Consider the following 12,873-nt stretch of genomic DNA (forward strand, 5'->3'; position numbering starts at 1 on the left):
CTGAGTGGTATGCTTTCGCCAAGGTTCCGTAAGGTCGTTGATCGGGCGGAACCGCTCAGGCACCGTATGAATCGATCCCTTCGAACATATGGGCGACCGCCGCTCGCTCGGCGGCGTTGAGTTCGGGGCGCCAGATGTCAAAGATCAGGACCACCCGGTCCTCGTCGCTGTCGTTCCACGCTTCATGCTCGATCGTATCGTCGAAAATCAGGAGCTTGCCGACTTCCCACTGGCGAGTTTCATTGCCAACCCGAAAACCGCAATTTGGCGGCACAATCAGCGGCAAATGACAAATCAGCCGGGTGTTGATCTGACCGGTATGGGCCGGAATTCGCGCGCCCGCTTGCAACAGCGAAAACATGATTGTCGGCGCGCGCACGGTGATCCGACACAGCGGCACGTGCTGCATCGCTTCCCAGGTCCGTGGCGCCCGGGCAGCGACGCTCTCGAAGAGGTGGCCGTTTTCGAACAGATGGAGCGTACTCCACGCCGGGTTGTCGTTCAGGCCATGGAATTCGCGGCGCGGGCGATCGGTCGATGACACCAAATAAGGCCGGAAACCCTGTTTTTCGGCAAGCAGCGCGGTCAATTCGGATCTTATATCGTCTGTGATCGCTTCCAGAGCGGGCACCCAATCGAATTCTTCCCGCTCATAGAATTGCCGTTGCGGCAGCTCCGGGAAATAATAAGCGAGCGGCTGCTGCTGATAAATCTGACGATCGCCGAACAAGATATCGAGCGACTGGGAAAAGCGTGAACTCGCTTGGCGACCGGACGTCCCGACCCATCCCTCAAGATGTTGCCGATAAGCGGTGGACGCCGCACTCAACGCTTGCCGGACGCGATCAAGCTCGGCGGCGAGATCAGCCGGAAGGCTTTGGCCCTCCGCCAGTTTAACGGCTCGATCGTGGAAACTCGCGCCCGCCCGATCTTCTCCAGCACGCAGACGGCAATCGCCTTTTTGGATCAGAGCGGGGATATTATTGCCATCGCGGCGAAGGACTTCGTCCACCGCCGCTTCCTCTGCGATAGGGTCGTTGGTTGCCTTGCAAGCCGCGGCCAGCAGCATCCAGATTTGTGCATTGGCGCGCCCCGTCGCCGTCACTTGCTCCAGCGCGGCGCGGGCTTTTGTCGCATCGCCTTGCTGCAAGGCGGTGGCACCTGCGCGAACCAGTTCCTGCAACCGAGACAGATCGTCGTTCATTGGGGGCTCAATAGATCAGCCAGGGTCGCCGGGCATCCTGCCAAGCGTCTTCGTCGGTCATGGCGAGTGCGTCCAGGTCGCCCGGCTCGGCGTCGGCGTCGTCGACCCACTCGCGCAATCCCGTGCCGCCATTGATCACGTCGATGGCAAGCTTGCCGAACTCATACTCGTACGGAAAGTCACGCCACAAATCGTAATCGGGGTAAAGCCGCCGGATCGCCTTGAACGCGAGCGCTTGCAGCCGCCAGGGCTTGAACGCCTCGTGGCCATAGAAGCCGCCTTCGGCATGGATATGGACGCCGTTGCACAGCTGGCCGACATGCTTGTGAAAGGTCGGCTGGAACCAGATGTCACGCAGCGCGCACCCGGCCAGCCAATCGGGCGCCAGGCGCTGCATCTCGGCGATCACGTTGCGGGCAACGATATCGGGCGCGCCGAACAGTTCGAGCGGGCGCGTCGTCCCCCTGCCCTCGCTCAGCGTCGTGCCTTCGAGCATCACCGTGCCGGGATAGGCGCGCGCCATGTTGAGGTTGGGCGCGTTGGGGCTGGGGTTGATCCATAAGCGATCGTCGGGCCAGCCAAAGCCGGGCGCGGCGTCCGGCGCCCAGCCTTCCATCGCAATGACGCGATAATCGATATCGAGCTTGTAATGATCGATAAACCAGTGGCCGAGTTCGCCCAGCGTCAACCCATGCCGCATCGGCATCGGCCCGGCGCCGACGAAACTCTCCCAGCCCGGGCGCAACGTCAGCCCCTCGACCGGGCGACCGATGGGATTAGGGCGATCGAGCACCCACACCGCCTTGCCATGCTCGGCGGCGGCTTCGAGCACGTAGAGCAGCGTCGTGATGAAGGTGTAGATGCGCGTGCCCAGGTCCTGCAGATCGAACAGCAGGACATCGAAGGTGCTCATCGACTGGCCGGTCGGCCGCCGCACTTCGCCATACAGGCTGAACACGGGAATACCGTAGATGGGATCGGTAAAATCGGGCGATTCCATCATATTGTCCTGCAAGTCCCCGCGCACGCCATGCTGCGGGCCGAAGACGGCGGTGATGTTAAGGCCGCTGGCGACAAGCGCATCCAGCGAATGCGTTAGGTCCGCCGTCAGCGAGGCGGGATGCGCGAGCAGCGCAACACGCTTGCCCTCCAGCGGGCGGCGCAGCTCAGGTTCGGCGAGGAGGCGGTCGATACCGAAATTCATACGCGAGGTGGTGGCGGCAGCCTCAGCGTAAAGCAATCCCGATTGTGGAAATCTGGATTACCAGGCGGGTGAGCAAGCGCGAAGTAATTGCGGCTGCCGTCGAGCGTTTCGATCACCGCGCTCAAGCCCACTTCCCATTCCAGTGCCGGATCGAGTTCGGGCAAGCTGAACCCCGCCATCACGGTAGTGATTGACTGGTAAGTGAGGAAATACCAGTGCGGCGATCCGCCTGCCCGGCGCATCCCTGATCGGTAGCCGTCGAAATAATAGGTCGCCCAGCGACGCGACGGCGACAGGTTGATCTCGACATAACTCTCATGCCCCGGGATGCCCGCAAAGGCCTCAAAGCAGGTATGCTTCCATAGCTCGTCGCTGAATCCCTTCGGCAGTTCTGGCGGCCAGCGTACTTCGTCCCGCCGGCCCACCGCCCGGAACGAGCAATTGATCCCAAAACGATCGCGATCCGCGGTTACCAGCACATCAGTAATCGCATCGGACGGATTGGCGGGGTGCGGTACCAGGCTAAGGTTCATGCGACATACCCTAGGCAATACCCAGTGACATCGCTACATGCCCGCGAGCTCCAATGGCCACCATCCTCCCCTCCTCGCCCAAGATCGGCATGGTGTCGCTTGGCTGTCCCAAGAATTTGGTCGACAGCGAGCGCATCCTGACCAAGCTCCGGTCCGACGGCTACGAAATGTCGGGCGATTATGCCGGCGCCGATGTGGTCCTGGTCAACACCTGCGGCTTTCTCGATTCCGCCAAGGAGGAATCGCTCGAAGCGATCGGCGAGGCGATTGCCGAGAATGGCCGCGTCATCGTCACCGGCTGCATGGGCAAGGAAGCCGAGGTAATCCGCGCGCGCTTCCCGGATGTGCTCGCGATCACCGGCGCCCACGAATATGAGCAAGTGGTGGGCGCGGTGCACGAGGCGGCGCCGGTGCCGCCCAACGCTTTCCTCAACCTCGTCCCCGAAAGCGGGCTGAAGCTCACCCCGCGCCATTACAGCTATCTCAAGATTTCAGAGGGCTGCAATCACCGCTGCGCCTTCTGCATCATCCCGCAATTGCGCGGCGATCTGGTCAGCCGCCGCCCCGACGCGATCCTGCGCGAGGCGGAAAAGCTGGTCGAAGCCGGCACGCGCGAGCTGCTCGTCATCAGCCAGGACACCTCGGCCTATGGCGTCGACATCCGCGACCAGAGCCGCGTGTGGCGGGGGCGCGAGGTGCGGCCGCATATGACCGATCTGGCGGCGGCGCTCGGTGATCTTGGGGCGTGGGTAAGGCTCCACTATGTCTACCCCTATCCGCACGTCGACCAGGTGATTCCGCTGATGGCCGAGGGGAAGGTCCTCCCCTATCTCGACATTCCGTTTCAGCATGCCAGCCCCAGCGTACTCCGCGCGATGCGCCGCCCGGCCAACGAGGCCAAGGTACTCGAACGCATTCAGCGCTGGCGCGACATCTGCCCCGATATCGCGATCCGCTCGACCTTCGTCGTCGGCTTCCCCGGCGAGACCGAAGCCGATTTAGAGTATCTGATGGACTGGCTCGCCGAAGCCCGGCTCGATCGCGTCGGCGCCTTCCGCTTCGAGCCGGTCGAGGGCGCGCCCGCCAATGCGCTGCCCAATCCGGTGCCGGAAGAAGTCAAGGAAGAGCGTTACGCCCGGCTGATGGCGCTGACCGCGCGCATCTCCGCCGAAAAGCTCGCCGCCAAGGTCGGGCGCGCGATCGACGTCATCATCGACATGGTCGATGCCGAGAGCGGCGGCGCCACGGGGCGCAGTAAAGCCGATGCGCCAGAAATCGACGGCGAGGTCCATCTGCGTGACGCAGGCCATCTGGCGGCGGGCGATATCGTCCGCGTCAGCGTCGAGGATGCGGACGAGCACGATCTGTTCGGGGTGCCGCTCGCCGGTTGAACGCTTGCCAGGGCAAAATCTCGCTAATCGCGATGGCGCGCGACACACAGCGCCGTTAACCATACTGCCATGGGATGGGGGCGAGTCTGGCGGGGGACGCTGGCGGCGATGGCGGTCGGCCTCGCTATGCCCGCCCATTCGCAGACTAGCGCTCCCGCGCCCCACCTCGCCGATCCGCTGTTCGATCCCGCCGCTGATGCCGCGACCCGCGCCCATGTCGACCCGCTGAGCGTCGACACCGCCGATTTCGCCCGCGCCCGCGATCCCGAGCAGTGGCGCGGGCTGACGGTCGAGCGCATCGGCTTGATCGATGGCGCCATCGGCTGGCGATTGTGGCGCATCGCCAACCGCACGCGCTTGAGCGGCCCGCTCTGGGTTATCCCGCATGACGACGAGAATGCGAGCTTCGCCGCCGCGTTGATCGCGGTCAGGGGATGGGGCGGCGTGGTGATGGCGGTCGACGCCGGCGCGCGCGATGGCGGCTATGCGGCGCGCTTCAACCAGCAAGGCGGCGCGGGGCCGGCGGTCGACCCCAACCGCGTCTTCGGCAGCGCGCAACCGGCCTACACCGCCGCGATGCTCGCCGATCGCGCGACCGCCAACCGGCTGGTCGTCGCGCTCCATGCCAATGCGCGCGGCTATGATCCTGCGCTGCCGCGCTGCCCAGGCGAACCGCTGGTCGAACGCGGCAGCGGCGACATCTCGATGGCGCTGTGCACCGAGCGGATGACCCCGCGCCGCCCGCACCGGCGGCTCTGGCCGTTCGACGATGACGATACCCTGGCGCTGATCCCGCACTTGACCGCTAGCGCCCAGCCCTCGCCGAGCTGGTGCGAGCGACGGCTGGCCACCGCCAATTTCAACCTGGTCGATGAAGCCGTGCCGTTCAGCGATGGCTCGCTCTCCAATTATGCCGCACTGCACGGGCTCGCCTACGTCAATTTCGAGACGCGCGATCGCGGCAATGACGGCGCCGGGCTTGTCGAGGGGCGGACGCGACTGATCGCGATGGTCGATCGCGCGATGGAGCTGTGCGCGCCGATCCCCAGACTGGAGTTGCGCACCCGAAAGCGTTGACGCGGCGGCGAGACAAAGCCCGCCGGCTTCTGGTAAGGTCGCGGGATGACCGATTTCGCCAAGCTCCTGATCGCCGACAAGGGCGAACCCGCCCGCTCCATCGATGTCGTCCACCCTGACCGGTTTGCCGATTGGCTGAACGCGCAGCCGCCGCGCACCCGCTCGCTGCTCGCGGCGCAGAAAGTAACGGGCAAGGCCGGCAACCGCGCCATTCTGCCCGGCGATGCGCCGGAGGATTGGTCGGCGCTGCTCGTCTGCGACGAGGCGGAGGGCGCGCCGTGGCGGATCGCATCGCTCGGCGAGACGCTGCCGGCCGGCACCTATCGGTTGCGCGAGGGATCGGTCGGCGGATCGGGGCTCGGTTGGCTGCTCGCTCAACATCATTTCAACGCTTACCGCAAGGACGGCGCCACCGAAGGCGCGCGCGTCTTGCTGACCAGCGACCCCGCGCGCATCGACGAAACGGTTCGCCTCGCCCGCGCCGTTGCCAAGGTGCGCGACCTCGTCAATCTCGGTGCGTCCGACATGGGGCCCGCCGAGCTCGAAGCCGAAGCCGCCGCGCTCGCCAAGGCGCACGACGCGACCCTCACCGTCACGCGCGGCGATGCGCTGGAGCAAGGCTATCCGATGATCCACGCGGTCGGCCAGGCAGCGACGCGCGAGCGCGCGCCCCGGCTGATCGAGCTCGACTGGGGCAATCCGGACCACCCGCGCGTCGCGATCATCGGCAAGGGCGTGTGTTTCGATTCGGGCGGTCTCGATATCAAGCCCGCCGCCGGCATGCGGCTGATGAAGAAGGACATGGGCGGGGCGGCGCACGCGCTGGCGCTTGCCGACCTCATCATGGGCCTGCGCCTCAAGGTGCGGCTGCACTTGCTGATTCCGGCGGTCGAGAACGCGATTGCCGGCAACGCCTTCCGCCCCGGCGACGTGCTCAAGACTCGCGCGGGCCTGACGGTCGAGAACACCAACACCGATGCGGAAGGCCGGCTGATCCTGGGCGACGCGCTGACCAAGGCGGGAGAAGCCAAGCCCGGCCTGATCGTCGATTTCGCGACGCTGACCGGTGCGGCGCGTGTCGCTTTAGGCCCCGATCTCCCCGCCGCCTTCGCCAATGACGAGGCCCTCGCCACCGAAGCGCTCGCCGCGGGCGACGCCGCGCATGACCCGCTGTGGCGCCTCCCACTGTGGGACGGCTATGACGAGATGCTCAAATCCGACATCGCCGACCTGATCAACGCGCCCGACAGCGGCTTTGCCGGCACGATCACCGCTGCGCTGTTCCTGCGCCGCTTCGTGCCCAAGGACACGCCGTGGCTGCACCTCGATACCTTCGCGTGGCGGCCGACCGCCAAGCCGGGCCGACCCAAAGGCGGCGAGGCGCTGGGCCTGCGCGCGGTTTGGGCGCTGCTCAAGGCGCGCTACGGCGGATGATGAGCGGGGCGTGGAGCACTTCGCCGCTCCTTGCCCCGCCCGAGCGGATCACATCCCGTCGACGCTCTTGCTGACGAGAACGTTCACCGCGACACGCCGGTTCTGCGCCTTGCCCTGCGGCGTGTCGTTGCTCGCCAGCGGATCGGCCTTGGCCATGCCGGTCGGCGTCAGCACGCGATACGGCTTCCAGTGGCAGGCCTGCTGGAGGTAATTGATCACCGCGCCGGCGCGCTTCTCGCTCAGCGCCTGGTTGAGTTCGTCGCTGCCGACCGAGTCGGTGTAGCCGACAACGAGGAGCAGCGCGTTCTCATTCGCCTCGGCAGCGGTCGCCGCCTGGCATAGCTCGGTCTTGGCCCCCGGCGAGAGGGTCGCCTTGCCGGTATCGAAATAGACGTTGGTCGTGCTCTTGATGTTGTACTTGTCGATGTCACCGAGCCGGCCGCGCAGCGCCGCTGTCGCCGCGGTCTGCTCCTCAAAGCCCTGCGCGGTGCCGTTGTGGATCATCGTCGCGGTCTTGAAATCGCCGTTGCGGAAGGTGACTTCGCTCGCCACCAGACCATCGGCCGACTGCAGCGTCTTGACCGTGACGGGCAGCCCGTTGAGCAGCGCGTCGGGACCAAGCTTGCTGCCGCCGCCGAACAAGCCGCTGCTGGCTTTGATGCGGGTATCGTTAGCGAGCGAAATGATCGTGCTCGTGCCGTCGGGCGCGGTCACCTTCAGCTTATCGGCATGGCGCGCGGTGATCACGCCCTTGATCTCGGGTCCCGGCCCGGTCGGTTGATGGTCACGCTCGCCGGTGACGACGATCGTATTGGGCGCATCCGGCTGCTGTTGCGCGGCGAGGCTGCTCGAGGCGAGAGCGATAATCGGCGCGGCGAGCAGGAACGATGTCGGTAATCTGACAATGGTGGACATGCGGCCACTCCTTCGATGGTAAAATCTCAGGCTTGATTGATTACACCCGCCTTGCTCTCCCATGAACATCGTTAACGACGGATCGTGATATTTGGCCGATCAGACGCACCGCTCGAATGTATCGGGCGGTTTTGGCGGTAATTTCGGTGGCGCGGGGCGCCGATTTCAACGCATCGCCGCTTCGATAATCGGCACGAATTTGGCGGCAGTTAGGCTGGCGCCGCCGACGAGCGCACCGTCGACATTGTCGACTGCCAGGATCTCTCCGGCATTGGCGCCGGTCACCGATCCGCCATAGAGAAGGCGAATGGCATCCGCCGCGTCGCCAACCAGCGAGCGAAGCTTGGCGCGCGCAATGGCGTGGATGTCGCCGATTTCGTCCATCGTCGGGGTGCGGCCCGTGCCGATCGCCCAGCGCGGCTCGTAAGCGATCGTCAGCCAATCACCGGAGGCCGCATCGGGCACCGATTTCTCGATCTGCGCCTGGACGACGCGCGCGGCGCGGCCCGCATCGCGCTCGGCCTCGGTCTCGCCGACGCAGAGGATGACGCTGAGACCGTGGCGATGCGCGGCGTCGGCCTTGGCCCAGGCATCCTGGCTCGTCTCATGCTGATCGGCACGCCGCTCGCTATGGCCGACGATGGTGAAGCGCGCGCCGGCTTCGACCAGCATCGCCGCCGACAAGCAACCCGTGTGCGCGCCATGATCGGCGTGATGCACGTCTTGCGCCCCGATCGCGAGCGTGGGCACGCGGGCATGCGCCGGGGCGATCAGCGTCGCCGGCACCGCCACCGCGACGTCGACATCGGGGTGCGCGGCAGCGGCGGCAGCGATCGCATCGAGCTCGGCAAGCGCGGCCAGACTGCCGTTCATCTTCCAATTGCCCGCGATCAGCTTGCGGCGCGCCATTGCTCGCTCCCCTTCCATATCAAGCGCGCCGCGATAGCAGGCGCCCCGCACAGCACAAGGTTGATGCGCCGCTTATCCCGGCGTAAGGCGGCGCTTCTCATTCCACTACCGCCATGGTTCCGTCACCCACATGCTGAGTTTCTTTCGCCGTATCATCTATTCGCGCATCGGGGCCGGTGTCGTGATTGCCGGCCTTATCCTGATCGCGCTGGCCTTTGGCCTGAGCGATATCACCGGCCTGCGCAGTGCCGCGCTCGGCGGCCGGCCGACAGGCGATACCCTGGTGACAGTCGGCCGCTACACGCTGTCGCGCGATGATCTGCGCAAGACGATCGACAATGAGTTGCAGCGCGTGCGCCAGCAGCACCCCGAAGCAACCACCGCGGAATTCGTCGCCGCCGGCGGCTTCGACACCGTGCTCGAGCGGATGATCGACGGCCTCGCGATGCGCGCTTTCGGCGAGCAGGCGGGCATTGTGATCGGCAGCAAGGCGATCGACGGCCAGATCGCCAGCATCGGCGCCTTCAAGGGCCCTGACGGCAAGTTCGACAAGACGCGGATGGATCAGGTGCTCAACGCCCAACGGGTGAGCGTCGCCGATCTGCGCAACGATATCGAGCGCGCGGCAGTCAGCCAAACGCTTGCCGCGCCGCTGCTCGGGGCGTCGCAAGTGCCTGACAAGCTTGCCTTGCCCTATGCCGGGCTGCTGCTGGAGCGGCGCACGGGCTCGGTCGGCTTCGTGCCGGCCGCCGTCTTTGCCAAGGGGATCACCCCGACCGATCAGGACATCGCCCGGTGGTACGCCGCCAACCAGGCGCGCTATATGGTGCCCGAGCGTCGCGTGCTTCGCTATGCAATCGTCTCGCCCGACAGCGTGAAGGCCGCCGCGACGCCGACCGAAGCGCAGATCGCCGCTGCCTACAAGGCGAAGGCCGCCGATTATGCCGCGCGCGAAACACGGACGCTGTCACAAGTCGTCGTCGCCGACAAGGCGAGCGCCGACGCGCTGGTCGCCAAGGTGAAAGCGGGCACCGCCATCGATGTCGCGGCAAAGGCAGCAGGTCTGGAAGCCGCGAAACTCGATAAGCTCGACAAGGCGACCTATGCCGGCCAGCAAGGCGGCGACGCGGCGAACGCGGCATTTGCCGCCGCACACGGCGCGGTGGTGGGGCCTGTCAAAGGCGGTCTCGGCTGGCTCGTCATCCATGTCGATGCGGTCGAGCAGGTCGCGGCCAAGTCGCTTGACCAAGCGCGGCCCGAGCTCGCCAACGCGCTGCTCGCCGAAAACAGCGCCGCTCAGCTGCTCGATATCCGCAAAAAGATCGACGCCGCGCTCAACAGCAATGCGACCTTTGCCGAGATCACGGCGCAGCTGCATCTGACTCCGGTCGCCACCGCGCCGATCACCGCCGATGGGCGCGACCCGGCCAAGCCCGACGCAAAGCCCGATCCCCAGCTGGCGCAGGTCGTCCAGGCCGGCTTTGGCGGGCAACCAGGCGATGCGCCGCAGCTCGTTCCGGTTGGCGCCGGCGGCGGTTTTGCCCTGGTCGGCGTCGACCATGTGATCGCTGCCGCACCCGCCCCGCTCGCCGACGTCAAAGCGCGGGTAACCGCCGACATCGTCGCCGATCGTGCCGGCCTGGCCGCCGCCAAGCTCGCCCGCGCGATCGTTGCCAAGGTCGATGGCGGCGCGTCGCTCAGCGCGGCGATCCAGGGCAACGGCGTCACTTTGCCCGCGACCAAGCCGATCGATGCCAAGCGCGCGCAGCTCGTCGCGCTGGGTGAGCGCGTGCCGGCACCGCTCGCTCTGCTGTTCTCGATTCGCGCCAAAACGGCGCGCGCCTTGCCGTCGCCCGATGGCCAGGGCTGGTACATTATTTATCTCGACACGATCACCCCGGGCAGCGCGCAAGCGTTGCCGGCCGTCGTGCAGGGGATGCGCCGCGACATCGGCCGGTCGCTGGGTGACGAATATGTCGCCGAGCTGGCGCTGGCCGCGCGCAAAGTGGTGGGCGTAACGCGCAATGCCGATGCAATCGCCAAGCTCCGTGCCGAGCTGTCAGGCGCTTCCGGCACCGCGCTCCAGCCCTGACCGCCGATGATCGAGGGCATCGACGCCGCCCGAGCAGCGCTCAGTGACGGCCGCCCCGCGCTGGTCTGGCAGCGGCTGGTGGCGGACACCGAAACGCCGGTCGCTGCTGCCCTCAAGCTAATCGAGCCGGGGCGCGGCGATTTCCTGCTGGAATCGGTCGAAGGCGGCTCGGTGCGTGGGCGGCACAGCTTGATCGGCCTGGCGCCTGACCTGGTGTTCCGCGCCGAAGGCAACGCCGCCGAGATCAACCGGCACTGGCTCACCGATCGCGACGCCTTCGTTGCCACCGCCGAGCCCACACTCGCCGCGCTGCGAACGCTGGTCGGGCAATGCCGGATGGACGTGCCCGCCGCGCTTCCCCGCGCGCTCGCCTGTCTGGTCGGCTATTTCGGCTATGAAACGGTGGGGCTGGTCGAGCGGCTGCCGCGCGCGGCCGCGCCAGGCATCGGCTTGCCCGACATGATGTTCGTGCGGCCGACGGTGATCCTCGTGTTCGATCGCCTGGCGGATGCGCTGTTCATTGTCGCACCCGTCTGGCCGGACGGCGGCGCCCACGGCGTCGAGCGCGCGGTGGAGCGGATCGAGGCAACCGCCGCGCACCTCTCGACCGCGCCGCTGCCTGCCCCCGTGCGCGGCGATCCGCTGGCGGTTGAGCCGCAACCGGTGCTGAGCGCGGACGCCTATCGAGCCATGGTCAAGCGCGCCAAAGAGTATATCGTCGCGGGTGACATCTTTCAGGTGGTCCTCGCGCAGCGCTTCACCACGCCCTTCCCGCTGCCGTCGTTCGAGCTTTACCGCGCGCTCCGGCGGATCAATCCCTCGCCGTTCCTATATCACCTCGATCTGCCCGGCTTCGCGCTGACCGGGTCGAGCCCAGAGATCCTCGTCCGCGTCCGCGATGGCGACGTGACGATCCGCCCGATCGCCGGCACCCGCCCGCGCGGCAAGACCGCCGCCGAGGACGAAGCGAACCGCGCCAGCCTGCTCGCCGATCCCAAGGAACGCGCCGAACATCTGATGCTGCTCGATCTTGGCCGCAATGATGCTGGTCGGGTGGCAGCGGCAGGATCGGTGCAGGTCACCGACAGCTACATGGTCGAATTCTACAGCCATGTGATGCACATCGTCTCCAACGTCACCGCGCGGCTCGACGACAAGCATGACGCGATCGAGGCGCTGTTCGCAGGGTTCCCCGCCGGCACCGTCTCGGGCGCGCCCAAGGTCCGCGCCTGCGAGATCATCGCCGAATTGGAGCCGGAAGTGCGCGGCGCTTATGCGGGCGGCGTCGGCTATTTCTCGCCCGATGGATCGATGGATTCGTGCATCGTGCTGCGCACCGCGATCGTGAAGGACGGGGTGATGCACGTCCAGGCCGGCGCGGGCATCGTCGCCGATAGCGACCCCGATTACGAGCAACGCGAATGCGAAGCCAAGGCCGGCGCGCTCTTCTCCGCCGCGCGCGAGGCGGTCGCGCGCGCGGCAGACGCCGGCTTCGGCCAATAGGAAATCAGGGGACGGGCTGGCCGTTCTTGCGCGCCAGCGTTTCGGCGGTCCACTGCTCCAACAACGCGCGGGTGCAGCCGGTCTGGCCGCCCGATCCGACGGTCGAGCACGTGCCGGGCAGACCGGCGGCTCGACGGCCGACATCGTCGACAACCTCGGCGCGCGTCGCCCAGGACCGATTCGCCGCCGTCGGCTCGGATTGGCGCAGATCTTTGGGGATGCGATAGGGTTCATCCAGCGCCCCGCACACGACGATTTCGTCACCCTTGGCCGGCGGGCAAGCTTGCCCCGCCTGCAGCAACACGCTGCGGATACGCTTGGTCGAGGCCGTGACGGGGCGATTATCGTCGGGCTGGCTGGCGTGAATGGTGTCGCCATGATGCTCGATCACCGGCGCATCGGCGGGTGCCGGCTGGTCTTGCGCGATCGCCGCCGCAGGAGCCGTGGCAAGCAACAAGGCAATCATCAAGCGCGTCATCGAAGCGACCTCCTCATTGGCCATTGGCATTCAGTCGCCCCGGTGCGTGCGAGGCCGCAGATGGAGCGAATATCGCTTCGCAAGCGAACCGGCACAAGGCTGTGCATGACGATTTTCAGCGGAAATGCCAGAA

The 12,873-nt window shown here is 66.4% G+C and carries 11 protein-coding genes; 5 read left to right on the forward strand and 6 right to left on the reverse strand.

Features of this window, described 5'->3' with window-relative positions; translation table 11 throughout:
• Nucleotides 1-55: 55 nt before the first annotated feature.
• From ACLB0R_RS10045 to ACLB0R_RS10055, 3 genes are read right to left on the reverse strand one after another with little or no spacing between them, the layout of a single operon-like run.
• Nucleotides 56-1,204, reverse strand: a complete 1,149-nt coding sequence (locus ACLB0R_RS10045; RefSeq protein WP_416643821.1) for an aspartyl/asparaginyl beta-hydroxylase domain-containing protein — start codon at nt 1,202-1,204, stop codon at nt 56-58.
• Between the two features lie 7 nt (nt 1,205-1,211).
• The gene (locus tag ACLB0R_RS10050) at nt 1,212-2,408 is read right to left on the reverse strand and encodes an exo-beta-N-acetylmuramidase NamZ family protein (RefSeq protein ID WP_416643820.1); all 1,197 of its coding nucleotides are present in this window, start codon (nt 2,406-2,408) and stop codon (nt 1,212-1,214) included.
• Complete coding sequence (locus ACLB0R_RS10055) at nt 2,405-2,941, reverse strand: DOMON-like domain-containing protein (protein ID WP_416643819.1); 537 nt, start codon at nt 2,939-2,941, stop codon at nt 2,405-2,407. Before ACLB0R_RS10055 ends, ACLB0R_RS10050 begins: the two co-directional genes overlap by 4 nt.
• Before the next feature lie 53 nt (nt 2,942-2,994).
• Here ACLB0R_RS10055 and rimO point away from each other — a divergent pair, with 53 nt between their 5' ends.
• From rimO to ACLB0R_RS10070, 3 genes are all read left to right on the forward strand, one after another.
• Nucleotides 2,995-4,332: a 30S ribosomal protein S12 methylthiotransferase RimO gene (gene rimO / locus ACLB0R_RS10060; protein WP_416643818.1), complete on the forward strand. Its 1,338-nt coding sequence runs from the start codon at nt 2,995-2,997 to the stop codon at nt 4,330-4,332.
• 69 nt (nt 4,333-4,401) lie between these two features.
• Complete coding sequence (locus ACLB0R_RS10065) at nt 4,402-5,409, forward strand: hypothetical protein (RefSeq protein WP_416643817.1); 1,008 nt, start codon at nt 4,402-4,404, stop codon at nt 5,407-5,409.
• 45 nt (nt 5,410-5,454) lie between these two features.
• Nucleotides 5,455-6,843 carry a leucyl aminopeptidase family protein gene (locus tag ACLB0R_RS10070; protein WP_416643816.1) on the forward strand — a complete coding sequence of 463 codons (1,389 nt, stop codon included), beginning with the start codon at nt 5,455-5,457 and terminating at the stop codon, nt 6,841-6,843.
• A 48-nt stretch (nt 6,844-6,891) separates the two neighbouring features.
• Here the strand turns inward: ACLB0R_RS10070 and ACLB0R_RS10075 are convergent, their stop codons facing one another.
• Entirely contained in the window at nt 6,892-7,758 is an 867-nt protein-coding gene (locus tag ACLB0R_RS10075) for an OmpA family protein (RefSeq protein WP_416643815.1), read from the reverse strand.
• A 165-nt stretch (nt 7,759-7,923) separates the two neighbouring features.
• Nucleotides 7,924-8,667 (reverse strand): triose-phosphate isomerase, encoded by a 744-nt coding sequence (gene tpiA, locus ACLB0R_RS10080; RefSeq protein ID WP_416643814.1) that lies wholly within the window; start codon nt 8,665-8,667, stop codon nt 7,924-7,926.
• Nucleotides 8,668-8,797: 130 nt separating this feature from the next.
• On the opposite strand from tpiA, the gene ACLB0R_RS10085 reads away from it, so the two are divergent.
• Nucleotides 8,798-10,759, forward strand: coding sequence for a peptidylprolyl isomerase (locus tag ACLB0R_RS10085; protein ID WP_416643813.1), 1,962 nt, complete (start codon nt 8,798-8,800; stop codon nt 10,757-10,759).
• A 6-nt stretch (nt 10,760-10,765) separates the two neighbouring features.
• Nucleotides 10,766-12,262: an anthranilate synthase component I family protein gene (locus tag ACLB0R_RS10090; protein ID WP_416643812.1), complete on the forward strand. Its 1,497-nt coding sequence runs from the start codon at nt 10,766-10,768 to the stop codon at nt 12,260-12,262.
• A 4-nt stretch (nt 12,263-12,266) separates the two neighbouring features.
• On the opposite strand, the gene ACLB0R_RS10095 is transcribed toward ACLB0R_RS10090, so the two are convergent.
• Complete coding sequence (locus ACLB0R_RS10095; protein WP_416643811.1) at nt 12,267-12,740, reverse strand: hypothetical protein; 474 nt, start codon at nt 12,738-12,740, stop codon at nt 12,267-12,269.
• Nucleotides 12,741-12,873 lie beyond the last annotated feature (133 nt).

The sequence above is a fragment of the Sphingomonas sp. GlSt437 genome, assembly GCF_048015635.2.
Classification (GTDB): domain Bacteria; phylum Pseudomonadota; class Alphaproteobacteria; order Sphingomonadales; family Sphingomonadaceae; genus Sphingomonas.